This is a genomic window from Infirmifilum tikiterense (assembly GCF_054696565.1).
Map to the genome: position 1 here is coordinate 749,692 of NZ_CP182482.1, position 22,713 is coordinate 772,404.

Genomic DNA, 22,713 nt, shown 5'->3' on the forward strand with positions numbered 1-22,713 from the left:
TTCACCTTGCAGAGAACAGAAGTGTGTGTCCTAATTCCAGACGTCTTTAAATACTTTTCTACGTGCGTTTGAACGCAATGCCGCTTCTCGTTATAGTAGCAACATCTACACCTTCACCGCTACCAGGATCTCTGGCAAGCGCTACCCTGACGGCCTTTACAGCAAGCTGGACTGCCTCGTCCAGCGATAAGTCATCCCTGTACTCGTGCTCTAGCATGGATACTGCAAAGGGTGATCCTGAACCCGTCGCAGTGAACTTTTCACGCGTGAGAGTTCCAAGCCAGTCCAGCGAGTATAATGAAGGACCTTCACTGTCAATTCCACCGATAAGCATCTGAACTGATAGCATTGGTCTGTAGTTGAAGAGGATCACCGAGGCGAGTGTCGCCAAACTTCTCACGGACATGCCCTCGCCGTTGGTTGCTCTATAGTACCTTGCCTCTGCCCTTAACCGTTCAACGAGCTGTTGAGCATCTCCCACTGCACCAGCTATAGTGACTGCGATGTGCGAGTCTACTTCGAGTATCTTCCAAACTTGCTTGCTTGCAATGAAGTACCCACTAGTGGCTCTTCTGTCAGCTGCTAGGACGACGAAATCTTTCCCGGTTATCCCTACCGTGGTCGTTCCTTTGAGGGCACCTGGAGGGAGTTTTCCATCAGACATACCAAAGCGCAAAAGTAAAATGATTAAAGCAGGTATAAAAAGAGCACTATGCCGCGTCGCGCAGTTTCGATGGTGACGTCGCTCTTTGCCAAGCCTGGAATAGTCTTTCAGCCATTGGTCACGTCTAAGTGTCTAGAGTGCCCCTTTTTCAATGCGTGCTTAGGGAATCTACGACCACTTGTAAGCTACAGGGTTGTAGGTGTGCGTAAACATGTGGTACATTGCCCTGCTCTTGCCGAAGACCTAATAACAGTTGAGGTCGAAGAACTGCCGGCTAAGCTGGTTTTAAGCTCTAGAGACGTCATGCCGGGTGCTGTGGTTTACTATCGGAGACCTAGTTGCGATGAGGGCGTCGAAGAGTGCACTCCCGTCTTTATTGAAGAAGGAGAGCGTATACGAATCCTAAGGGAGATCGAAAAAGTGGGGAGTGGTTTTTCGCTTGTGGAAGTAGAGTTTATTGACCCTCCTTCTCCGCGGATCTGGCTTCTTGCGAGGCGGAAGCTTCTTGGGAGGGTTGCGCAGCAGGAGTCTGGGTAGGTTCTTTAGCCGGCTCTCGTTCTAGCTTAAACGTGAACACTACATTCACTGAATGGACGCTGGGAAGGTACTTCTGAACATCTCTAATAAACGCGTTTAATAGTTGGTAGGCATTATCGTGAAGCAGAGCTGTAGTGGGGATGCCCACTGTAACCTCGGCATCTCTTTTTTCAACAGTTATCTGTTCTCTCGGAACACCTCTAAACCACCTGTGGAAAAGCTCTCGTATTTTCTCCTCGTCGCTACTGAGAACTTTCTCAAGTTTAAGCGTCGCTTTTACCTTCTTGCCAGCAAACGGGTGGTTGAAGTCTACGGTTACACGTCCCCCTCCGACTCTGATGATCCTACCTCTTTGACCTCCAATCTCGACCTCTTCGCCTACCCGGGGTATAACTCCCTGCCGGGTGAACTCGCGTGCGGGTATCACTCTAATATTCTTTGGATCTCTTTCACCGAACGCCTGAGATGGCTCGAGAATGACTTCTTTGGTTTCTCCCTCTTTCATTTCCCGTAAAGCGTCTTCAATAGGCTTGAAGAGTAGACCCTCACCTACAATAACCAGCTCGGGCTCGAAAATGTTTTGCGTTGAGAGGTTATGCTCTCTTGCTACTTCCTCAATTGTGGTGTCTACGACTTTTTCTCCGCTCTCGTCGACTATGCTTATTGTGTAGTTCACTAGCACGAATTGTCTGTTATCCGAACTCATGCCAGCACCTGGAGAGGGGATAGGTTCCTTAGCTATAAGCTTTGCTTTTGATCCCAACATTCAACTCTTAGTTGTTCCCTGCGATTTGCAAGAAGATGGGGAGTAGTGGGGTCTTGTTTTTATAAGACTTGCTTTCGTCTAGCTGGTCTGAGAGAGCTCGCTAGGGAACACCTTGGCGTACACGAGGGGGTGGCAGAGTTTTTATATGCCCCTACGTGTTGGTAAGTATAGCTTCTGGTGATGTCACGTGAGTAGCGACGAGAAGCCAAGCGAGATAGAGCTGAAGGTGTACGAGGTTCGCCAACACGAGGCCGGCAGAGGCAGGGTTAGGATTGACGAGGATGCGATGGAGGCCCTCGGCATTAGCGCTGGCGATGTGGTAGAGATTGAGGGTAAGAGGAAAACTGTGGCCATTGCCTGGCCTGGTTATGCAGAAGATAAGGGGAAGGGCATTATTCGAATGGACGGTTGGACCAGGAAAAATGCCGGCGTTAGTATCGGGGATAAGGTGAAGGTGAGAAAAGCCGAAGTTAAACCCGCTGTGGTGGTTAGGCTTGCCCCCGTCTCTATGACGCTCGCTGTGGATGAGAACTTCGTCGCGTACGTCAAGAAGCGGTTACTGGATAGGCCGATAATTGAGGGGGATATTATACAGATACCTGTCCTAGGCCAGGTCATACACTTCAACGTTGTTAGCATAAAGCCCAAAGGAGTGGTTATGGTCACTGAGAAGACTCAGCTGAAGATACTCGAAAGGCCGGTTGACGTTGGTAGGATACCAAGGGTCACCTACGACGACATAGGAGATCTGGAAGAAGCCAAGCAAAAAATCAGGGAGATGGTGGAATTGCCGCTTAAACACCCTGAGCTGTTCAAGAGGCTGGGTATTGACCCGCCTAAGGGTATACTGCTCTACGGCCCACCTGGAACTGGCAAGACCCTGCTGGCGAAGGCTGTTGCTAACGAGACCGACGCCTACTTCATAGCTATCAATGGCCCCGAGATTATGAGCAAGTTCTACGGTGAGAGCGAGCAGAGGCTCAGGGAGATCTTCGAGGAGGCTAAGGAGCATGCCCCGGCTATAATCTTCATCGATGAGATCGACGCCATCGCCCCGAAAAGGGAGGAGGTGACAGGCGAGGTCGAGAAGAGAGTTGTAGCACAGCTCCTAGCACTAATGGACGGGCTAGAGGCTAGGGGTGATGTAATAGTCATAGGCGCTACGAATAGGCCGAACGCACTGGACCCTGCTCTTAGGCGTCCTGGGAGATTCGACCGCGAGATCGAGATAGGGATACCTGATAAGCGTGGAAGGCTGGAGATTCTTAAGGTTCATACTCGGAGCATGCCGCTAGCCAAGAACGTGGACTTAGAAAAGCTTGCGGAAATAACACATGGCTATGTGGGGGCGGATCTTGCTGCTTTGTGCCGTGAGGCCGCGATGAAAGCACTGCGTAGAGTTTTGCCTAAGATCGATTTGGAGAAGGAAGAGATTCCTGTAGAAGTTCTAGAAACTATCGAAGTCGAGATGGAAGACTTTCTGAACGCTTTTAGAGAAATAACTCCTAGCGCACTTAGGGAGATAGAGGTGGAGGTTCCCAATGTGAGGTGGGACGACATCGGCGGTCTTGAGGATGTTAAGCAGCAGTTGCGGGAGGCCGTGGAGTGGCCCCTCAAATACCCGGAGTCCTTTGAGCGGCTGGGCATTGACCCGCCTAAGGGTATACTGCTCTACGGCCCACCTGGAACTGGCAAGACCCTGCTCGCGAAGGCCGTGGCAACCGAGAGCGAGGCAAATTTCGTGAGCATAAAAGGCCCAGAGATATTCAGTAAGTGGGTTGGGGAAAGCGAGAGAGCAATCAGAGAGATCTTCAGAAAAGCCAGGCAAGCAGCGCCCTGCGTGATTTTCATAGATGAAATCGATGCACTTGCACCAATGAGGGGCCTGGTCTCATCTGACTCAGGCGTAACGGAGCGCGTAGTTAGCCAGCTTCTCACGGAGATGGATGGTCTTGAGCGTCTTGAGGGTGTTGTGGTGATTGCGGCCACTAACAGGCCTGACATCATCGACCCTGCTCTGCTCAGGCCTGGGAGGTTCGACAGGCTGGTCTACGTCCCGCCGCCCGACGAGAAGGCCAGGCTCGAGATCTTCAAAGTGCACACGAGGAGAATGCCCCTAGCCGAGGACGTAGACCTCGCAGAGCTCGCAAAGAGGACAGAAGGCTACACGGGAGCAGACATTGAAGTTTTAGTACGTGAAGCTGGGTTAATAGCCCTGAGAGAAAACATAAACACCGATAAGGTTCATATGAGACACTTTGAAGAGGCTTTGAAAAAAGTCCGGCCTTCCCTAACGCCAGACATAATTAAGTTCTATGAATCTTGGAACGAGAGAGCGAGAAAGGTCTCAAAGCAGCAATTAACGGTAACGGGATTCTACGTGTGAGCGCGATGAGCGTCGTTATATCCCTCATACTTTCCGAGCTACAGCGAAGAGGCGGGCAAGCAAGTGATAAAGAGTTATTTGAAAGCGTCTCTAAGCTTCTCAGGTCTGAGGATGGCTTAGAGATCACTCCAAAGGAGTTTAACAAGTTGCTTTTAATTCTAGAAACTCGTGGGATGGTGAGAGTCACATTCGTGAGGAGAAACCTGAGATCTGTCCAATTAATTCAGGGCGGTACAAATAGAAATTATCGGGGCGAGGATAATGGGAGTTGACCTTAAGGAACTTGTTGAGCCGGTTGCCAAGGAAGTTGAATTGAGCTCACTTTCGGGTAAGGTTGTTGCTATTGATGCTTACAACAGCCTTTACCAGTTCCTGGCTACTATAAGGCAGAAGGACGGGACTCCTCTCATGGATGCTCACGGGAACATAACGAGTCATCTTAACGGTCTCTTCTACAGGACGATCAACTTCATTGAAAACGGGATCAGGCCCGTGTATGTTTTCGACGGCAGACCACCGGAGGTAAAGCTAAAGGAGCTGGAGAGGCGGCAGCAGATAAAGGTTGAAGCTGAGAGGAAGTACCTTGAGGCTATCGAGAGAGGCGATTTAGAGGAGGCGCGTATTTACGCCCAGCAGACAAGCCGGCTAACAAGCGGTATGATTGAGGACGCAAAAAGGCTTCTGACATACATGGGGGTGCCCTTTGTCCAGGCACCAAGCGAAGGTGAAGCACAGGCTGCGTACATGACGCAAAGAGGCGACGCATGGGCGTCAGGTAGCCAAGACTATGACTCGCTCTTATTCGGTGCGGTGAGGCTCGTCCGTAATCTAGCCATTACGGGAAGGAGGAAGTTGCCTAGAAAGGAAGTGTACGTAGAGGTCAAACCGGAGATTATAGAGCTTATAGAGCTCCTATCATTCCACAGCATTACTCGCGAACAGCTAGTGGTTTTAGGCATCCTAGTAGGTACGGATTACAACCCAGGAGGAGTCAAGGGCTATGGGGTCAAAAAAGCCTTAAAGCTTGTAAAGGAGCTTCAAGATCCTGAGAAGGTTTTTAGGGCTGTGCAGTGGGATTTCGACACTCCTCCTGATGTGATTATGCAGATTTTCCTTAAACCCGAAGTATCAGATAAATACGTCTTGCAGTGGAGGGAACCTGACCGAGAAAAGGTGATAAAGCTCCTCGTGGACGAGCATCAATTCTCCGTTGAGAGAGTCGAGAACGCGCTTGAAAGACTCGAGAAAGCGTACAAGACTTACTTTAAGCAGACATCCCTTGAAAGCTGGTTTGGGTTCTAGGTCTTTGATTTTGATGCAGTCAATAGTTGCTGTTGAAAAACTGAAAGCGTTCGGGCACCCTAACGTAAAAGCTTTTCATGCAACTACGCTGGAGATCACAAGAGATAATGATCTTACTCCTCGGGGGGACTGCATATTAGCAGTTTCAGCGACTAAAGCAGCTTTCGATCTGTCTAATGATCTTAAGGACTCGCTTCGTAGAGGAGACTGGTTGGTGATGATATTGGCAATTCCGGGCACAAATCTGTACGACTACGTGATTGCTAGGGGGTCATGCAACTTAACGTTCACCGATAGGAGGTCTCTAGTTGTTAGGAAGAGTGACTATATTGACGGCAGAACAATAGCTGTGAAATCCACTAAAGCTGCGAAAGACATCAAAAGAGAGATTATTAGCATGCTTAGAAACCCCTATGTGCAGCTTGATGTAATTTTAATCACAATGTCAAGCCAGATTGAATTAAATGATTCTATAATCAGACTCCTCCTAGCAAAATTTCTGTAAAATCGCCGTCTAAGCCCTAACTCCTAAAAAGGGGAGTGGTGGGCCGGGAGGGACTTGAACCCCCGACCTACGGGTCTGGAGCCTCGGCCTGTTCTGAGCGACCGCCGCTCTACCTAGCTGAGCTACCGGCCCCCACACAAACAGGGGATAAAGGTATCATAAATCTTTCTCTCCGGGAAGAAGTTGGCCGAAAGGGAGTTGTTAGGCTGAGCTTCCTTAGGGTAAAAATTTAATAACCCCTTTTAGGTAACTGCGATTAGCCCCGGTCGTCTAGTGGCCCAGGAAGACCCTGTCCTGGAGTGGCGGCCTGTCGCCGGTAGCTCCGGCAGAGAGCCGCAGAACCCGGGTTCGAATCCCGGCCGGGGCGCCTTAAACAGTATATTTATTGCCTGAACCTAAAGCGCGAGTAAGGCTTGCTCAATCTTCTCGTAAAGGAAAAACTAATTCACGTGCGGACCAAAAGGTTAAATAGCTGAGCTAGGTAATTGAATTAGTCGCAGCGTCTAGGGCCGGTGGCTCAGCCAGGTAGAGCATCCGGCTGATAACCGGGGGGTCCCGGGTTCAAATCCCGGCCGGCCCACTTCTCGTGTTGAGAACATTTTGGAACTACGTTCTATAGCCCGATGATCAGTCTTCAGCGGGGTTAAAGCAGTTAAAGTTACTGATCGTTGAAGGTATATACGGGTATAGCCTGGCAGTTTGGCTCATCCTCTGTTTTCCCGAGAAAAAGCTGGTTTGTGCCGGGTGTGGGTTGCCGCTTTTCATCGCATGCGCGAAGCGCCTCGAGCGGCGACCTTATTACCACCCGGCCTGTATGGAATATTAGTGCAAGCATTATATTGTTAACCTTATTGAGAAAGGAGGGGAGGCAGGATGAGTGGAGATATAGATCTCGAGATCATCAAACGAAGAATGCTCCAAAGAATGCAGAAAGAGTTGCTGGGAAAAAAAGACGCTAAGAAAGCTGAACCTGATTACTACGCAGTATTCCTGGAGCATCTAACAGAGGACGGTAAGATGATGTTCGAAAAGGCAGTTGAGCAATATGGAGATACAGCTAGAAAAATAGGAGAGAAGTTAGGGAGACTGTATTACTCTGGAAGACTAAAAGGCGACATGAATGCAGAGACAGTATACTGGGTTTTCAGTGAGATAGGTCTCCCTATAAGACTTGAGACAAAAATCGTTTACAAGAAAGGGGGAGAGGTGAAAAGCATCAGCGACATGCTGAAAGAAGAGTAGTAACTCATACCACGTTGCTGACGGAGAAGGTTCTGCGGGTGCCCTCGCTTGAGGGCTAGGAGCAGCGAGAGCAAAGTGCCCTGGGTGCTGATGACGTTCGCCTTCTACGGCCACTGCGGCGATAGGATAGTCGAGGAGCGCGGGGGGAACCTGCTCGAGGTCTTAGGGGAGCTGCAGTTCTATTTCCTCGATAAGCTCGTGAAGTGGATTTACGGGGCCATGTGCAGGCTTCTTGCTGGGAAAGTGGAGAGGGTTGGCGGGGAGCACTGGCTCGTCGAGAGGTCCCCAATTTACGCCACACCTACCCCTGGTGCAGCGTCTGGATCTATAATGAGAAGTACGGTTGCGACTGCTTCTCCTGCGCATACGGCAATGTGAGGAAGGCAAGGATATGTAGCCACATTGCCACGGTCATACTCTATCAGGGGCAGATGAAGCTAAGCGCATAAGCATGAAATAAACAAAGAAAAAGTGAGGGAAATCAAATAGTAACATTACCGCTGAAAATTAAAAATTCCTGTGAGTATTAGCGGAGAATATAAATAGAGGATTGTAGAGCCTTTCTGTGCTTGCGGTGAGCCGCGATGGGAAAACCTGTGAAAATAGTGTTTGTTGGAGCTTCTTGGGCTAGCTTTAATGACAAGCTGAAGAAGATATGTCAGGAGATTGCTGCGAGCAAGGGACTAGAGTTTGAGGAAAGGGAAGAAGACTATGTTTTTCTGACTAAGTACGGTGAGAAGGACGAGTTGGGGGGCGCAGATATTCCTCAAGTCTTCGTGGTATACGATGATGGGCAAGTAAGGCATATATTAACGAAGGTTCCAGTGATCGGGACTCAGCCCGATTTTGAGGCGGCTAGGAAGAAAATAGAGGAAACTGTTTCAGCATAGAGCATTTCTTTTCTCATTGTTTGATTTTTAGGAATTCATCGATGGAAGAGACTCCGAGTAGTTCGTCGAAGCTTATTTCAAGTGCGTCCAGGACTTGTTCCAGCGTGGTTTTCATCACTTCCAAGTATTTTTCAGTGTCTACTTCGTCGATTCTTGCCAGCTGGAGATGTTTCACACCATGTTTATCCCTTGTTTTAACGTAACTGACTATGCTACCACGTGTAATGTTCACCGGGACGCTTCCGTAGAGCTTACGGTACTCTGACAAAAGTTGCTGAGCGGCTTTCTTGTGCTGAGGTGTTGTCTTGTTGTACTCCTGGATGTCTTTCGTTAGCACGACATTGAAAGCAAGCTGGTCGAGCGGTACTTCACCATTTTTAAGCTCCTTTATAGCCTGCCTGATGATCTCCCTAACCTTCTCTATGCTTTCCTCGAAAGAGGTTATGTTCTCGGCCTTAGAGAGTAGTGAAATGATCTCTGTAAAGAGGTTCTTTACAAAATCCGGAGTGTTTCGCTTCTTGCCAACAAGTCCCTTCACATCCACTTTCCCGTCTTTGAGTGCTCCTAGGTAGTTCTTCTTTCTCTCGCTGAACACGACCCACTTGTACTCTTTATCTATACTTAGGTCGATTTTCAGCTCGTCTAAAACTGATTGGAGAAGTTTATCGAGCTGTTCACGTGAGGGGTTCCACAGAAAGAGGCTGTCTGTGTCACCATAAAGAACAGGGATACCTAGATCAACGGCTTTGCGCATAGTCTTTAGAATCGCGTACCTACCCAAAGCCGTCGTGCCCTCGGCCACAGGGGGGCAATACAATGGGAAGGCCTCGGAGCCGAAGACTCCGTAGCTTGCATTCAGGAAGACCTTGAGAGCAGATTGGATAACTTCGTACTGCTGTTTTTCAGCGCTGTCCTTGCTTTCTTTTGCCACTTTCTTGTACACGTAGACGCGCAGGTCTCTCAGAACGCCTATGAGCGACGACATCATACCTCGTTTCCTTGTACACACCCAGTGTGTTGTGCCGGGTATAATGTTCTTCTTGCACTCCTCGTGCGGGCAGCGGACAGTCTCATAGCTAAGATTACCCGTCTTTATCACGCTGGGATACAGGCTGGCAAAGTCCACTACGAGCACGTTAAAGTAGACTCCAGGTATGGGGTCTATGACTATCGCTCCAAGGTATTTCTTGCCTTTTATTATAGCTCTAGTCGAAGTTTCTCCCTTTAGCTGTACGATCTCCTCTGGGTTAGGGATTAGCCACCCTCGTTGCCTGTGCTCAAAGTAGAACATGTTCCGAATCCATGCAGAGATATTGTGGCGCGTAAGGTCCTCCATAGGCAGCTTCGAGATCCTCATCATGAGTATAATCAGCTTCATTACAAGGTCGTCGTTGAAGGCGGTGAGCTCATAAGTCAGCTCTGCGTCACGGAAACTGTACTCAGCCAGTCTTTCGTAGCTCATCTCTGATATCAGGTCCTCGTGTTTAACTTTTCCCTTACCTATTAGCGCTGAAGCTATCTCGTCTAGGGTCTGCCCCTCCCTGTATTTGTTGCCAAAGGCGTAGACTTTCATTGATTTATTAGTGAAGAACTTGTACAGGTCTATGTGAATCGAGTTGCGGAGATCAGCGTACTCCGACTTCTCACTCCACACTATAGGGATGTTTTCTTTCCTAAAGCCGATCTTGAGAGCCCTGTTGTATAGGTAAGGGAGGTCGAAGTTATCGCCGTTAAAAGTAAGAACGACCGGGTAGCTGTCGAGTAGTGAGAAAACAGCCTGAAGGAGATCTTTCTCGTCTTCAAAAAACCTGACATCAGCATTCGGTATTTTTGGAGCCTCCCTTACATCAATGTTCTGCCTCTTTAGGAGGAAGACGCCTTTCCGACCGTCGGAGGAATAAAAGGAGACTGCGATTACTCTGTCTTCTGCCAATTTAGGGCTGGGTACGCGGAGTGCCTCAGACTCAACTTCAATGTCGATCGCTATTCGTCGAATCTTCGGGATAGGAGCGTTGAGAAGTTTAGCCCACTCAAGCATCTCAGTTTCCTGCACTTTATCCTCGCTTAAGGTCTTAACGAGCTCTCTTATGCCCTGCGGAACCTCCACTTCAGCCAGTTTAGGTTCACCGTTGGTCAAAGTGTAGGGCATACCAGGGATCAAATGCTTGTCATAGATGTAGCAGTGATGGTACTTTATCTTAGCCTCCCAGGCGTGCCCCTTGAGAACTTCCCTTATGCTCTTAGACGAACCTCCGATCGACAATGGGTCAAGCGCCTCGACCTTAGTCATAATAACCCACCGGTCGTTGAGAGCGTCGTACTTCTCGACAACTTCAATTTTGTTAAAACCTGGGTGCCGTAAAACTTCCGGGAACTTCTCAATAAGCTCTTCAGGCGTGTAATCTGTAAGCAGATAAGGCTTGTGACCGCTGTAGTCCGGCACTGCTTTGAGAGTGCCGGTCTCATCGTCGTAGAAGTACATCACGGCTTTTCCGTCGGGACCGGAGTACCTGACAGAGAAAAGATAAAGCACGGATGTCACCAGTTAAAGCGCTCAATCCTCCAAACATTTTTTCGATAGCTCTTCTTGTATTCCTTATAGTGTTCTCGACAGAGGTACACCCGTCTCACACCTTCCTTTAGCTTAAGGGAAACACCACTCTTCTTGAAATTCTCTAGCGATATGGATCTAATAGCGTCTCTTTCGCACCCCTCTACGGAGCACTTGGCCCCCTTATCTACGCGTCCCATAGTTCTGCACAAAGATTATCACAGTAAAAGCTTGATAAATAGAAAACGTTTCTACTTCTTGTACCTCTTAGGCCGAAGATCCCTGCTGTGGCACCTACGGCACCTGTCGGCCTCCCAAGGATTACGGGCATTACACCTTCTGCAGATCTTCACTTTAAAGTGGTGATCTAGGGCCAGTTGCAGTTTTTCAGGGTCCCTAATGGGCATAGATATCCCCACTCCTCATGGAAAAGAACGATTATAACTTTTTTGCCTCACGGGTGTCCTTTGAGCTTATTATATCTGATAACAAAATATTAATCAATATGATATATGCCAAATAATCGTTGAAGAATTATAAGTATCACCATTTTTAAAAAGCTAGATTTTTCAACACTGACCGTGCAGGCGAATCAATCCAGCCAAAGAAAAAGCGTCAGAGCCGCGATAAAAATCTCCGCTGCTTTGATAGTGGGCCTGCTTCTTGGGGCAGCTCTGGGGCTTTCTTACTTCACGTCACTACAGCAAAATACAACTCGTGTGCAGGCAGTTGTGGTCCCCATAGGAGCATTAGTCGAACTCACAGGAGACTTGGAATCGTACGGTAAGCGAGACATGCACGCGCTTGAGCTTGCTGTGGAGGACATTAATGCCTTCGCGGAGCAGGTTGGGTCGCCTTTCAGGTTCAAGCTCCTCGTCGAGGACACCGGCACGAACCCCGAGCAGGCTAGAGCCAAGATACAGGCCCTCGCAGCCCAAGGAGTACAAGCCGTCATAGGGCTTGAGGCGAGCAGCGAAGTAAGCCAAGTCAAGCAGTTCGCAGATGCAAACAAAGTCGTAGTAGTAAGCGTAGGCTCCACAGCACCCTCGCTTGCTGTTGCTGGCGACTACGTGTTCAGGGTTGTGCCTAACGACGTGTACCAGGGGCGGGCGCTGGCTAGGCTGGTGTTCGGCAGCGGCTTCCGGGGGGCTGCGGTGATCTACAGGAACGACGCGTGGGGCAAGGGGCTCTTCGAGGCCTTCGCCGCCAGGTTCCGGGAGCTCGGCGGCAGCGTCGAGGCCGTCGCCTTCGACCCCAACGCCCAGGACGTCTCGGGCGAGGTCGCTAGGCTCGCCGAAGCCGCCTCCAAGCTCGGCCCCTCCACCGCGGTGGTGCTCATCAGCTTCGAGGACGACGGCATAAGAGTAATCCAGGCAGCCGCCCAAAACCCCACACTCTCAAAGCTCAAGTGGTTCGGAACAGATGGTGTAGCTTTATCAACAAAGCTCTCTGACCAAGTTGGCGAACAACTGGTGATGCTCGGAGGGTTTCCGTGCACGATATTCCAGCCCGCCGGCAACCCTCAGCAACAGGAGTTTATTGAAAGGTTTAGGAGTAGGTTTGGCGAATACCCGCACTCTTATGCAATGAACGCTTATGATGCTGCTTGGCTTGTGGCCCTCTCGGTGATGGCTGCAGGCCAGTACAGCGGGGAAGCCATCGCCAAAGCCCTCCCCACCGTGGCGCAGCACTACTACGGAGTAACAGGAAACACAGCACTAGACCAAACAGGGGACAGGTCAGCGGGAGACTACGCAGTTTGGGCAGTGATCAGGACGCCAAGCGGGTACAACTGGACGCAAATCGCGCTCTACAACTCGCAGGCAGATACAGTTGTCAAAGTCTAAGCAGGCCGAGCCATTAAATATGCATCTTCGCCGTCAAGGTAGTATTTGGGTAGAACTTTAATAACGTTAAACCCCAGTTTTTTGTAGACTCGAATAGCGATCTCGTTACTGACACGCACCTCCAGGTAGTACTCTTCTGCTCCGTAGTACTTTTTCATGCTTTCCAACGCCCTGGTCATTAACTCGGTCCCGATACCCTTTCCTTGTGCCTCAGGGATCACGGCTATCGAAATGATGTGTCCCCTTTTCCCAACCTTGTTGGGGTTTGTGTACAGAGTGTCATACTCAACTCTGCACATTACATACCCGACGATCTTTCCATTCATCTCCGCTACGAGGAACGCCTTCCCGAAGTTTTTCAAGTGCATTTCAAAATAGAAGGCAGGGTAATTCTCGGGTAAGACTTCCCTATTGATCCTTATAACCTCGTCAAGGTCTTCGCGACGTGCCTCCCTGACTATGTAAGCTTTTTCCACCGTAGTAGGTGCACCCAGGCTCAGAGAGATAAAAAGGTAGTCTTAACTTTTGCTGTTTAGGCTACTCCTCCTCGAGCAGGACACCGTGTTCCTTGAGGATATTGTATATCTTGTCGACAGCCTCTTTGACCTCTTCCTCTCTTTTAGCGCCTGTGCACACGACTTTTCCGCTACTGAAAATCAGTAGAACTACTTTTGGCTCTCTCATCCTGTAGATCAGCCCCGGAAACTGCTCTGGCTCATACATTGCGTTTTCAAGCAAGAACGCAGCTCTCTCGAGATCAACTCCCGCCTTCAGGTTTGCACTTGCAACTATGTTTTGGATCTCAACTATCGGCTCGTTCTTTATGTCGATACCGTGTTGCTTCAGGAGCTTTATTATGCTGTTAACTGCCTTTTTAACCTCTGACTCCGACTTTGCTCCAGTGCAAACCATCTTCCCGCTAGAGAATATTAGCGTGGCGGTTTTAGGCCTGTTCAGACGTAGCACTAACCCCGGGAACTCTCGGATCCCAGGTCCGGAGACCTGGGATGTTCCGGGCTATACTCAGCATGGGGTATGCGCTCTGCTATTCTCTCCAGGTCTAAACGTTGGTTTAGAGTTACAGATGCTACCACATTTTGTATCTCGTAAACCGGCTGTTTTGTAATTGTGACCACCTCCTGTGACGCTTTAAAAATACATAATAGGGGTATATAAATGCTTAGTTTATAAACTGCCTCGAGAAAAATCTTGTAGAAAATTAGTAGGCTCTAACCTCTAATGAGAGACTCGAAGGCAAGCTTTATCGTGCCGATGTAAGGTATTACGAGAACCACTTTACCCTTTATTGATGAGAAAGAAGGATGAAGGCTGTCAGGGTAGGGATTTGCGTCGCCCTTTGTCACGTACGTATTACCTGCTATCAGCACGATCCGATGCACGATTAGACCAGAAGGAGACTCGTATACAACGATGTCACCTACCGAATAGGACTCTGAACCTACTACAACTACGATATCTCCTACGTGAAGTGTTGGCTCCATTGACCAGCTCGAGACGACGGCTAAGGGAACCTGTGTTCGCAGAATGTAACTAAGCGAGAAAATTAAGAGTACAGAGATTAGGAGAACTAGTATAAAAACAACGCTTTCTTTCGCGTGGCCATCATTGGCGCGACTGGGCATGGCTATCAACAAACCATCTAGGATATTTATCTCTTCCTGGGCGTAAAGTATTTATAGAAGCGATGTTTTTCTTGAGGTGCTGAAGGTGAACGGGATGGCACAGCCGGCGGGTCAAATACCTGTTTTAATACTGAAAGAGGGAACTCAGAGAACGACTGGGAGAGACGCGCGTAAGGCAAACATATATGCTGCTAGAGTAATTGCCGAGGCTCTGGCTAGCTCTCTAGGACCAAGAGGCATGGATAAGCTTCTTGTCGACTCATTTGGCAATGCTACGATTACCGGTGACGGAGCCACCATCCTAAAAGAGATGGAGGTGCAGCATCCAGCTGCTAAAATGCTTGTAGAAGTAGCTAAGGCTCAGGATGACGAAGTCGGAGACGGAACCACGAGCGTCGTGGTCCTGGCAGGGCAGCTCCTCACTGCGGCAGAGGAACTCATCGATCAAGACGTCCACCCGACGGTTATCACCGAGGGCTTTGAGAAAGCTCTCGTCGAAGCAACTCGGATAGTTGATGAGATAGCTGAGAAAGTTGATCCTCTTGATAGAAATGTGCTCGAGAAAATCTCTCAAACCGCTCTATCGAGTAAGGTTGTTGCTGAATTCAAGGAGTTCCTATCTAAGATAATTGTCGATGCGGCGTTACAGGTTGTAGAGAAGAAAGATGGCGGCTACAAGCTGAGTCTTGACGACATTAAGGTCGAGAAAAAGAGAGGCGAAAGCATCACGGAAACCGTGCTCGTGAAAGGGATTGTGCTAGACAAGGAGGTTGTCCACCCTGCTATGCCTAAGAGGGTTGAGAACGCGAAGATCGCCCTGCTCGACGCCCCATTAGAGATCGAGAAGCCCGAGTGGACGGCAAAGATCAACGTCACCACACCCGAGCAGCTGAAGATGTTCCTTGATCAGGAAGCCGAGATACTTCGAAAGAAGGTTGAGAAGATCAAGGAGAGTGGTGCTAATGTGGTTTTCTGCCAGAAGGGTATTGATGATGTTGCGCAGTACTACTTGGCTAAGGCTGGGATTCTGGCTGTTAGGCGTGTGAAGAAGAGTGATATGGAGAAGCTTGCTAGGGCTACTGGGGCGAGGATCCTGACTAGGGTTGAGGACATCACGCCCGAGGCCCTGGGCACCGCGAAGCTCGTGGAGGAGAGGAAGGTGGCGGACGAGAAGATGGTCTTCGTCGAGGGCTGCCCCAACCCCAAGAGCGTCACAATCCTCGTCAGAGGCGGTGCAGAGCACATCGTGGACGAGGCTGAGAGGGCAATACACGACGCTCTGAGCGTTGTGAGGAACGTCATACAGGAGCCGAAAGTGCTGGCAGGAGGGGGCGCCGTGGAAATCGAGCTCGCCATGAGGCTCAGAGACTTTGCCAGAACTCTGCCAAGCAAAGAGCAGCTAGCCGTGCTGAAGTACGCTGAAGCCCTCGAGAACTTCGTGGCGATACTTGCGCAGAACTCGGGTGTGGAGCCGATAGATGTGTTAGCCGACCTTAAGCGCCTACACGCAAAGGGCGAGAAGTGGGCAGGAATCAACGCCTACACAGGGAAAATAGAAAACATGTTCAATGCCGGAGTGCTCGAACCGGCTAACGTCAAGAAGCAGGTGCTTAAATCTGCAACCGAAGCGGCGATAATGATACTGAGAATCGACGATATCATTGCCGCACAGCCTCCTAAGGGCAAAGAGAAGGGCAAAGAGAAAGAATCCGAGCATAAGGGAGAGTCGGAATTCGACTAAGAGACCCCTTTTCTTTCTAAAAAAATTTAAATATTGTTTTTCTTGCTTAACTCGTTTATGTCTGATGATAATAAACTTCAACAAAAGCAGTTTCAGGTAAAGATCGGTCCACCATGGCTGACACGTTTCGAGAAAGCGCGAATCATAGGCATTAGAGCTCTGCAAATCTCTCTCGGCGCGCCCGTTTTAATTCCTATAGAAGATTTGGAAAACATGGACTCACTGAGAATAGCTGAGAGGGAGCTGGAGGCCCATGTACTACCAGTAATCATAGTAAGGTGGACCCCCGACGGCAAGTACCAGGAGATCCCGCTTAAGTACCTAAAGTTAAGTCCTCCCTAGCTCTCCTTCTTAAGCTCTATCTTTTCATTAGTTATAACAACTTCGAAAAAGTCACCGATACTCGGTTTTGTTACGAACCTCTCCCACTCGTCCTCAGATAGCAGTATGGTCACCCGAGGCACTCTTACAGCGCCCGGTGGCGCACCGGGAAACATCCTCATTATCTGGGTGATTATGGGGGCTATTTCCCTACCTATCTCGCTATCCGGTGACCTTACGAATAGAGGTTCGGGCATCTCTCTTTCCTCACTGAGTTCGATCTTCACCATCTTTTCACCAAAAGGCGCGTCGATGGTCTGTATGAGCGTAACTTTCGCTTTAAAGCGAACGCTCGTCAGAGACACGCTCACATAAAGTTTCCCCACCTTATTAAGCCTTCTGAGCTTTGAACTCTCACAGCAGATTTCAGTTATGCATGAACTCTCTTCAAGTGGTATTCTGGGAAAAAGCCCCGGCCGGGATTCGAACCCGGGACCTTCGGCTTTCTCGAACCCTTTCTCGAAGGCCTTACAAGGCCGACGCTCCACCAGTCTGAGCTACCGGGGCTGCCCACCATCATGCAGAGGAATCTTATCAGCTTTTCGCTAGACGTGTCCCCATATAACTTGCAGCTAGCTTCGGCTAGGTTTATGGTCCGGCTAAGCATTCTCATTCAGTAAGGTGGGCCCGCCGGGATTCGAACCCGGGACCTCCGCCGCTCCCAGGAGTGCTCACTCCTACCTTGTGAGGGCGACATCCTAACCGCTAGACGACGGGCCCTGAAAACCAACATAGAAACTACTAGAATTAAAATTTTTTTCAGGCTGACTGCCGTTCCTCACAGCTACAGCTCGGTCGGCAAGTCACTCATCATCACAACGAGGAAGCGATGTCACGCTATATATTGACTATCGTCTAGCTCGAAGCGGGCCGGCCGGGATTTGAACCCGGGACCTACGGGTTAAAAGCCTCGACCCACCTAGCAGAGCTAGGCAAACCGTCGCTCTTCCTAGCTGAGCTACCGGCCCCGTCCGCTGTTTCTAGCATACACAATTGAACGGATATTAACTTTTCTCTTCAATCCCGTTGTGGAGAAGCTCTGCGAGATGCTCTCGAGGAACGCGAACCTGTTGTCTCGTATCTCTGTACCTTACGGTGACCGTGCCGTCTATTGCCGTCTGTCCATCAACGGTTACGCAGAAGGGAACCCCTATCTCATCTGCCTTTGCGTAACGTTTACCGATGCTGCCGTCTTCATCGTAGTAGGCTCGGAAACGGTCTCTCAGCTCGTTGTAAATTTTCCGAGCTAAAGTATCCAAGCCATCTCGCTTTACAAGCGGAAAAACTGCAACCTTGAAGGGAGCGATCCTAGGCTTGAGTCTAAGGTAGGTTCGCTTTTCCTCGATAGTGTAAGCCTCCGTAAGTACGGCTAGGATGATCCGCTCGAGCCCGAACGAGGGCTCTATGACGTAGGGAATAACCTTTTCTCCGTCGTCGACGATATGCAGAGGTTCACCACTGTGCTCTTGGTGCCTCCTAAGATCGAAGTCGGTTCTATTCGAAATGCCCTCTATTTCTTTCCAACCCATGTATGGGAAGTAGTACTCGACGTCAAAGGTCTGTTGGGCGTAGTGGGCCAGCTCTGACTTGATGTGTTCTCGCACTCGAAGATTCTGTGGAGATAAACCGATACGCCAAAGCCACCTAAGAGACTCTGCTATCCAATAAGCATGCCACTCAGAACCAATAAGCCCACTCGTTACAGCATCCTCCACTTTTATTTTCCTAGCCTGCTCTAAACCCTTCTCTTGATCCTCTGCAGAGAGGAGGTTTATCTCTACGCCCCTAATCTCGTCAAAGTAAGGGCAGTCGTTCAACTTTTTAGGATTCACGAAGTACTCTATTTCCATTTGTATGAACTCTCGTAGCCTGAATAGAAAATTCCTGGGAGATATCTCGTTTCTGAAGGCTTTGCCGTACTGGGCTATGCCAAACGGAAGAGTTGCTCCCATACTGAAAACGACATTTTTAAAGTTTACGAATATCAGTTGTGCCGTCTCAGGTCGCAGGTAAACTATGAACGGAGGAGACTTTTTCGGGCCAAGGTTAGTTGAGAACATTAGGTTAAAAGCTCTAGGCTCGCTGAGCTCGCCGCCGCAGGCTGGACAACGAACGTTATGCGAGCGGAGCAGGGTTTTAATGCCTTCCAGTGTGTACTGCTCGACCTTCACGCCTAAATCTTCGAGTAAGTGATCAGCTCTATACTCTGCACCGCACTTCTGACAAACGACTATATAATCAATAAAGCTTTCAACGTGGCCGCTGGCCTCCCACACCTTTGGATGTGTGATGATACTACCGCTGAGACCATAAATGTCGTCCCTTCTTTCAACGAAGTACCACCACCAATCATCAAGGATGTTTTTCATTAAGTCGACTCCGAGAGGGCCATAATCGTAGAAACCGCTAAGGCCTCCGTAGATTTTTCCTGTCTGGTAGAAAAAACCCCTCCTAGTGCATAGCTCGGTGATTTCGTCGAGCGTAACCATCTTCTGCGCTCGTCCCACCTCTATCAATAAATTCACCTCCAAGCCTTTTAGGAGACAAACACGAGGATATATAAGCCTACCCGGATTCTCGCGAAAACTGTCCATAACGAAATGCTTAAAAAGATGGTTGCATCGCTACTTGATAGTCTGAAAGTGAGGTTATTATGCCTCGCAAGATAAACGTTCTAGAGCACGAGCTCGTGCCGAAGCACATACTGCTTACGCGTGAAGAAGCTAAGAAGATCCTGAAACTTATGGGGCTTCGAAAATCCGAGCTTCCCTGGATCTATGCCACAGATCCCGCTGCCAAGGCTCTTGGCGCCAAGCCAGGAGATGTGATAATGGTTATTAGGAAGAGCCCCACCGCTGGTGAAGCAGTTGCTCTGAGGTTGGTTGTTCCTGGGTGATCCGCATGCCGAAAGTGGAGCTAAGCAGTGAGGACCGCTGGGAGCTCGTGAAGGCTTATGTGAAGGAGCTCGGACTAGTACGCCAGCACTTGGATTCTTTCAACATATTTCTCGAAAAGGGCTTGCAGGAGATCGTAGACGAGATAGGAGGCATAAAACTAGAGGCTCACGGAGTTGAGATAAAGTTCGGAAAAATTGAGGTGGGCGAGCCGGTCTTTAAAGAGGCGGATGGCTCTGAAATAACTCTAACTCCCATGATTGCTAGGTTGCGCAACATAACGTACGCTGCCCCCCTATACCTAAACATGACACTTTACGTGGACGGTGAGGAGAGGAAGACTGAGAGGGTATTCATCGGAATGCTTCCTATAATGGTTCGCAGTAGCCGATGCGTGTTATCGAGAATAACGTCTGAGGAAGAGCTCGTCAAGCTCGGCGAGGATCCACACGACCCTGGTGGTTATTTCATCATAAATGGATCCGAAAGAGTTGTAGTAATGCAGGAAGATTTGTCGGTGAACAGGGTTCTTGTGGACTACGGTGGCGCCGGGAGCTCTGTCACCCACACGGCTAAAGTTTTCTCGGTGGCCGCTGGCTACAAGGTCCCTGTTTCAGTGGAGCGTACAAAAGATGGGATGATATATGTTTCTTTCCCTCAGGTCCCCCAAAAGATTCCTGTCGTCGTAATGATGCGGGCGCTGGGACTGCAGAGGGATAGGGACATCGTTTACGCCGTGAGCAACGATGAGGAAATTCAACATGAATTTTTCCCTGTAATACTTGAGCAATCCAAAATAGCGCCGACAGTCGAGGATGCTCTAGACTACATCGGCTCCCGAGTTGCCACCGGTCAACCTAAGAACGTGAGGATCGAGCGGGCTGAGCAGATACTGGATGAGAGTTTCCTGCCGCACATCGGGCGCACGAGGTCTGCGCGCCTCGCCAAGGCTTATTTCGTTGGTCAGATGGTTTCCAGGCTTCTGGAGCTGAAGATGGGTCTTCGGGGCCCCGACGATAAGGACCACTTCGCGAATAAACGTCTGCGCCATGCAGGTGAGCTCATAGCTCAGGTTTTCCGGGCAGCTTTCAAACAGTTAGTCCGTGAGATGACGTATTCTCTTGAACGCCACATGACAAAGGGTCGAGACATCAACCTAGTCAGCATCGTCAGACCCGACATCATCACAGATAAGTTGAGGCACGCCTTAGCCACTGGGAATTGGGTCGGTGGAAGAACGGGTGTAAGCCAAATACTAGACAGGACTAATTACCTCTCGACCCTCTCTCACCTCCGGAGAGTTGTTTCGCCGCTATCTAGGACGCAACCCCACTTCGAAGCCCGTGAGTTGCACCCGACCCAGTGGGGTAGGCTGTGCCCCGTAGAGTCTCCAGAAGGGCAGAACTGTGGACTTGTGAAGAACCTGGCGCTCCTAGCCACGCTGTCAAACGGTTACGACGAAAAGGAAGTCTATGAGCTTCTAGTTACACGGCTTAATGTGGTGCCGCTTGAAAAAGTATTAGGTGCAAGCGTAGAAGGTGCCCGTGTGTACTTAAACGGCAGGCTCATAGGTTTTGTTGAGGACGGTGATTTGCTTGTAACCACGTTGAGAAACCTTAGGAGGCAGGGCCGGATCAGCCACGAGGTGAACGTCGCGATATACAAGCTCGGGAAGCTACAGGAGGTTTTCATAAACTGCGATGCAGGGAGAATCAGAAGACCGCTTATAGTAGTCGAAAACGGAGAGCCAAAGCTGAAACCCGCCCACGTGAAGATGCTCCGCGAGGGGACGTGGGGGTGGAGTGACTTAATACAAAACGGTATTGTCGAGTACTTGGACGCCGAAGAGGAGGAGAACGCTCTAATAGCCGACTCCGTTGACAAGCTGACCCCTAAGCATACCCACCTCGAAATACACCCCGCGGCTATTCTTGGAGTGATAGCGATGACAATACCGTTTATTGAGTACAATCAGTCTCCTAGAAACTCGTACCAGGCTGCTATGGCTAAGCAATCTCTCGGGATCCCCACTCTGAACTATAGGTTACGGATGGACCCGAGAATGCACGTAATGTACTACCCGCAAAAACCGTTGGTGAAAACCAAGATTTTCGATCTGTTACCGATCGACAATCTCCCGTACGGGACAAACATGATCGTGGCCGTTCTCACCGGCGGTGGCTACAACATCCAAGACGCCGTGATAATAAACAAGGCGGCTGTCGAGCGCGGTATGACCCGCTCGGTGTTTTTCCGCACATATGAAGCCGAGGAACGCAGATATCCAGGCGGCTTAGAGGATAGGTTTGAGAAGCCTAAACCAGATCAAGAGCTTCTGGACCTCAAACCCTTTGAGTCGTATGATGCCCTAGATGAGGTAGACGGCATTGCACACGTGGAGAGCGAGCTCAAGGGAGGGCAGGTGGTGATTGGCAGAACAAGTCCACCACGCTTCTACACGGGAACCTACGAGCCGAGAGTTTTGACCAAGAGGAAGGATACATCGATCACCTTAAGGCATGGTGAGAGGGGGATCGTGGACCGCGTCTTAATTATGGAGAGCCCGGATGGTGTAAAGCTCGTAAAGGTCAGGGTTAGAGATCTAAGGCCAACAGAGGTGGGCGACAAGTTTGCCTCAAGGCATGGCCAGAAGGGAGTTGTAGGTCTACTCGTCCCCCAGGAGGACATGCCCTTCACGGAGGACGGAATAGTCCCCGACCTCATAATCAACCCTCACGCTATTCCGTCTAGAATGACTGTTGGGCAGCTATTAGAGGCTATCACTGGTAAAGCTGCAGCTCTTTCCGGCAGGCGTATCGATGCTACTGCATTCGAAGCGCCAAGCTTAGATGAAATCAGAGAGATTCTGCGAAGCTACGGCTTTAGAAGCGATGGTAAAGAGGTCCTCTACAATGGGATCACTGGCGAGATTCTAGAAGCAGAAGTTTTCATAGGGGTCGTGTTCTACGAGAAGTTACACCACCTCGTCGCAGATAAAATGCACGCGCGCGCTCGTGGTAGGGTACAGATACTAACTAGACAGCCAACTGAGGGAAGGGCGCGCGAAGGAGGCCTCAGGTTCGGTGAAATGGAGAAGGACTGTCTTGTAGGCCACGGAGCTGCGCTGTTGCTACGCGAACGTCTATTAGACAGCTCCGACAAAACGACGATATGGGTTTGCGAAAACTGTGGGTTTACTGGATGGTATGATGCCAAGAAGAATATGCCCGTGTGCCCGGTATGCGGAGAGAAGGGGAAACTGCATCCCGTGGAAGTTTCCTATGCGTTTAAACTTCTGCTTCAGGAGTTGACAGGTTTAGGAATAGCTGTACGTCTACTGCTTAAAGATAAGATTTCCGTATGA

At 49.8% G+C, this 22,713-nt stretch carries 21 protein-coding genes, 6 tRNA genes and 1 pseudogene; 15 read left to right on the forward strand and 13 right to left on the reverse strand.

The genetic code is table 11. From position 1 onward, the window contains the following. Nucleotides 1-58 precede the first annotated feature (58 nt). Complete coding sequence (gene psmB / locus ACNO7C_RS04070) at nt 59-664, reverse strand: archaeal proteasome endopeptidase complex subunit beta (protein WP_460025700.1); 606 nt, start codon at nt 662-664, stop codon at nt 59-61. A 69-nt stretch (nt 665-733) separates the two neighbouring features. Here psmB and ACNO7C_RS04075 point away from each other — a divergent pair, with 69 nt between their 5' ends. Further along, nucleotides 734-1,201 carry a UPF0179 family protein gene (locus ACNO7C_RS04075; protein ID WP_460025701.1) on the forward strand — a complete coding sequence of 156 codons (468 nt, stop codon included), beginning with the start codon at nt 734-736 and terminating at the stop codon, nt 1,199-1,201. On the opposite strand, the gene ACNO7C_RS04080 is transcribed toward ACNO7C_RS04075, so the two are convergent. Next, nucleotides 1,119-1,907: an FKBP-type peptidyl-prolyl cis-trans isomerase gene (locus tag ACNO7C_RS04080; RefSeq protein WP_460025702.1), complete on the reverse strand. Its 789-nt coding sequence runs from the start codon at nt 1,905-1,907 to the stop codon at nt 1,119-1,121. The genes ACNO7C_RS04075 and ACNO7C_RS04080 overlap by 83 nt on opposite strands. Before the next feature lie 247 nt (nt 1,908-2,154). On the opposite strand from ACNO7C_RS04080, the gene ACNO7C_RS04085 reads away from it, so the two are divergent. The 4 genes from ACNO7C_RS04085 to ACNO7C_RS04100 are packed head-to-tail and all read left to right on the forward strand — an operon-like array spanning nt 2,155 to nt 6,160. Next, on the forward strand, nt 2,155-4,353 hold the full coding sequence (locus tag ACNO7C_RS04085) for a CDC48 family AAA ATPase (protein WP_460025703.1): 2,199 nt from the start codon (nt 2,155-2,157) through the stop codon (nt 4,351-4,353). Between the two features lie 5 nt (nt 4,354-4,358). Further along, nucleotides 4,359-4,625, forward strand: coding sequence for a hypothetical protein (locus tag ACNO7C_RS04090; RefSeq protein WP_460025704.1), 267 nt, complete (start codon nt 4,359-4,361; stop codon nt 4,623-4,625). Continuing rightward, nucleotides 4,615-5,655 (forward strand): flap endonuclease-1, encoded by a 1,041-nt coding sequence (gene fen / locus ACNO7C_RS04095; protein ID WP_460025705.1) that lies wholly within the window; start codon nt 4,615-4,617, stop codon nt 5,653-5,655. The genes ACNO7C_RS04090 and fen overlap by 11 nt, the downstream gene beginning before the upstream one ends. Before the next feature lie 13 nt (nt 5,656-5,668). After that, complete coding sequence (locus tag ACNO7C_RS04100) at nt 5,669-6,160, forward strand: DUF371 domain-containing protein (RefSeq protein WP_460025706.1); 492 nt, start codon at nt 5,669-5,671, stop codon at nt 6,158-6,160. Nucleotides 6,161-6,196: 36 nt separating this feature from the next. Here the strand turns inward: ACNO7C_RS04100 and ACNO7C_RS04105 are convergent. Beyond that, nucleotides 6,197-6,292, reverse strand: a tRNA-Trp gene (locus ACNO7C_RS04105). Nucleotides 6,293-6,419: 127 nt separating this feature from the next. On the opposite strand from ACNO7C_RS04105, the gene ACNO7C_RS04110 reads away from it, so the two are divergent. From ACNO7C_RS04110 to ACNO7C_RS04130, 5 genes are all read left to right on the forward strand, one after another. Further along, nucleotides 6,420-6,527, forward strand: a tRNA-Asp gene (locus ACNO7C_RS04110). 139 nt (nt 6,528-6,666) lie between these two features. Next, nucleotides 6,667-6,740, forward strand: a tRNA-Ile gene (locus ACNO7C_RS04115). A 293-nt stretch (nt 6,741-7,033) separates the two neighbouring features. Continuing rightward, nucleotides 7,034-7,402: a hypothetical protein gene (locus tag ACNO7C_RS04120; RefSeq protein ID WP_460025707.1), complete on the forward strand. Its 369-nt coding sequence runs from the start codon at nt 7,034-7,036 to the stop codon at nt 7,400-7,402. Between the two features lie 48 nt (nt 7,403-7,450). Next, entirely contained in the window at nt 7,451-7,780 is a 330-nt protein-coding gene (locus ACNO7C_RS04125; protein ID WP_460025708.1) for a hypothetical protein, read from the forward strand. Nucleotides 7,781-7,986: 206 nt separating this feature from the next. Beyond that, entirely contained in the window at nt 7,987-8,292 is a 306-nt protein-coding gene (locus tag ACNO7C_RS04130; protein ID WP_460025709.1) for a hypothetical protein, read from the forward strand. A gap of 13 nt (nt 8,293-8,305) precedes the next feature. Here the strand turns inward: ACNO7C_RS04130 and ACNO7C_RS04135 are convergent, their stop codons facing one another. Both ACNO7C_RS04135 and ACNO7C_RS04140 read right to left on the reverse strand, forming a co-directional pair. Continuing rightward, on the reverse strand, nt 8,306-10,834 hold the full coding sequence (locus ACNO7C_RS04135) for a DNA-directed DNA polymerase I (RefSeq protein ID WP_460025710.1): 2,529 nt from the start codon (nt 10,832-10,834) through the stop codon (nt 8,306-8,308). Between the two features lie 260 nt (nt 10,835-11,094). Next, entirely contained in the window at nt 11,095-11,250 is a 156-nt protein-coding gene (locus ACNO7C_RS04140) for a 50S ribosomal protein L40e (RefSeq protein WP_460025711.1), read from the reverse strand. Between the two features lie 174 nt (nt 11,251-11,424). Between ACNO7C_RS04140 and ACNO7C_RS04145 the strand changes: the two genes are divergently transcribed. Continuing rightward, nucleotides 11,425-12,690: an ABC transporter substrate-binding protein gene (locus tag ACNO7C_RS04145; protein WP_460025712.1), complete on the forward strand. Its 1,266-nt coding sequence runs from the start codon at nt 11,425-11,427 to the stop codon at nt 12,688-12,690. Here the strand turns inward: ACNO7C_RS04145 and rimI are convergent. The 3 genes and pseudogenes from rimI to ACNO7C_RS04160 form a co-directional block, all read right to left on the reverse strand. Continuing rightward, nucleotides 12,687-13,166 (reverse strand): ribosomal protein S18-alanine N-acetyltransferase, encoded by a 480-nt coding sequence (rimI, locus tag ACNO7C_RS04150; protein WP_460025713.1) that lies wholly within the window; start codon nt 13,164-13,166, stop codon nt 12,687-12,689. The two genes, ACNO7C_RS04145 and rimI, sit on opposite strands and share 4 nt — an antisense overlap. A gap of 61 nt (nt 13,167-13,227) precedes the next feature. Continuing rightward, nucleotides 13,228-13,817 (reverse strand): annotated as a pseudogene (locus ACNO7C_RS04155) (TATA-box-binding protein). Nucleotides 13,818-13,919: 102 nt separating this feature from the next. Beyond that, nucleotides 13,920-14,333 carry a signal peptidase I gene (locus ACNO7C_RS04160; protein WP_318538006.1) on the reverse strand — a complete coding sequence of 138 codons (414 nt, stop codon included), beginning with the start codon at nt 14,331-14,333 and terminating at the stop codon, nt 13,920-13,922. 94 nt (nt 14,334-14,427) lie between these two features. Here ACNO7C_RS04160 and thsA point away from each other — a divergent pair, with 94 nt between their 5' ends. Together thsA and ACNO7C_RS04170 are read left to right on the forward strand one after the other, a co-directional pair. After that, a complete protein-coding gene (thsA, locus tag ACNO7C_RS04165; protein WP_460025897.1) occupies nt 14,428-16,074 on the forward strand; it encodes a thermosome subunit alpha in 1,647 nt (548 codons plus the stop codon). A gap of 57 nt (nt 16,075-16,131) precedes the next feature. After that, the gene (locus ACNO7C_RS04170; RefSeq protein ID WP_460025714.1) at nt 16,132-16,416 is read left to right on the forward strand and encodes a DNA-directed RNA polymerase subunit K; all 285 of its coding nucleotides are present in this window, start codon (nt 16,132-16,134) and stop codon (nt 16,414-16,416) included. On the opposite strand, the gene ACNO7C_RS04175 is transcribed toward ACNO7C_RS04170, so the two are convergent. From ACNO7C_RS04175 to ACNO7C_RS04195, 5 genes are all read right to left on the reverse strand, one after another. Beyond that, a complete protein-coding gene (locus tag ACNO7C_RS04175) occupies nt 16,413-16,760 on the reverse strand; it encodes an arcadin 1 (protein WP_460025715.1) in 348 nt (115 codons plus the stop codon). The two genes, ACNO7C_RS04170 and ACNO7C_RS04175, sit on opposite strands and share 4 nt — an antisense overlap. A gap of 103 nt (nt 16,761-16,863) precedes the next feature. Then, nucleotides 16,864-16,962 (reverse strand) — tRNA-Thr (locus ACNO7C_RS04180). A 115-nt stretch (nt 16,963-17,077) separates the two neighbouring features. Continuing rightward, nucleotides 17,078-17,175, reverse strand: a tRNA-Val gene (locus tag ACNO7C_RS04185). Nucleotides 17,176-17,321: 146 nt separating this feature from the next. Further along, nucleotides 17,322-17,423, reverse strand: a tRNA-Lys gene (locus ACNO7C_RS04190). Between the two features lie 36 nt (nt 17,424-17,459). Further along, nucleotides 17,460-18,962, reverse strand: coding sequence for a glycine--tRNA ligase (locus tag ACNO7C_RS04195; protein ID WP_460025898.1), 1,503 nt, complete (start codon nt 18,960-18,962; stop codon nt 17,460-17,462). A gap of 146 nt (nt 18,963-19,108) precedes the next feature. Here ACNO7C_RS04195 and ACNO7C_RS04200 point away from each other — a divergent pair, with 146 nt between their 5' ends. Both ACNO7C_RS04200 and ACNO7C_RS04205 read left to right on the forward strand, forming a co-directional pair. Continuing rightward, nucleotides 19,109-19,351 carry a DNA-directed RNA polymerase subunit H gene (locus ACNO7C_RS04200; RefSeq protein WP_318538002.1) on the forward strand — a complete coding sequence of 81 codons (243 nt, stop codon included), beginning with the start codon at nt 19,109-19,111 and terminating at the stop codon, nt 19,349-19,351. A 5-nt stretch (nt 19,352-19,356) separates the two neighbouring features. Continuing rightward, complete coding sequence (locus tag ACNO7C_RS04205) at nt 19,357-22,713, forward strand: DNA-directed RNA polymerase subunit B (RefSeq protein WP_460025716.1); 3,357 nt, start codon at nt 19,357-19,359, stop codon at nt 22,711-22,713.

Coding starts and splice junctions, on each gene's coding strand:
- ACNO7C_RS04080 (WP_460025702.1), bottom strand. CDS start 1,907: ATGAGTTCGGATAACAGACAATTCGTGCTAGTGAACTACACAATAAGC.
- ACNO7C_RS04140 (WP_460025711.1), bottom strand. CDS start 11,250: ATGCCCATTAGGGACCCTGAAAAACTGCAACTGGCCCTAGATCACCAC.
- psmB (WP_460025700.1), bottom strand. CDS start 664: ATGTCTGATGGAAAACTCCCTCCAGGTGCCCTCAAAGGAACGACCACG.
- ACNO7C_RS04075 (WP_460025701.1), top strand. CDS start 734: ATGGTGACGTCGCTCTTTGCCAAGCCTGGAATAGTCTTTCAGCCATTG.
- ACNO7C_RS04205 (WP_460025716.1), top strand. CDS start 19,357: ATGCCGAAAGTGGAGCTAAGCAGTGAGGACCGCTGGGAGCTCGTGAAG.
- ACNO7C_RS04200 (WP_318538002.1), top strand. CDS start 19,109: ATGCCTCGCAAGATAAACGTTCTAGAGCACGAGCTCGTGCCGAAGCAC.
- fen (WP_460025705.1), top strand. CDS start 4,615: ATGGGAGTTGACCTTAAGGAACTTGTTGAGCCGGTTGCCAAGGAAGTT.
- ACNO7C_RS04170 (WP_460025714.1), top strand. CDS start 16,132: ATGTCTGATGATAATAAACTTCAACAAAAGCAGTTTCAGGTAAAGATC.
- ACNO7C_RS04120 (WP_460025707.1), top strand. CDS start 7,034: ATGAGTGGAGATATAGATCTCGAGATCATCAAACGAAGAATGCTCCAA.
- thsA (WP_460025897.1), top strand. CDS start 14,428: ATGGCACAGCCGGCGGGTCAAATACCTGTTTTAATACTGAAAGAGGGA.
- ACNO7C_RS04130 (WP_460025709.1), top strand. CDS start 7,987: ATGGGAAAACCTGTGAAAATAGTGTTTGTTGGAGCTTCTTGGGCTAGC.
- ACNO7C_RS04100 (WP_460025706.1), top strand. CDS start 5,669: ATGCAGTCAATAGTTGCTGTTGAAAAACTGAAAGCGTTCGGGCACCCT.
- ACNO7C_RS04160 (WP_318538006.1), bottom strand. CDS start 14,333: ATGCCCAGTCGCGCCAATGATGGCCACGCGAAAGAAAGCGTTGTTTTT.
- ACNO7C_RS04090 (WP_460025704.1), top strand. CDS start 4,359: ATGAGCGTCGTTATATCCCTCATACTTTCCGAGCTACAGCGAAGAGGC.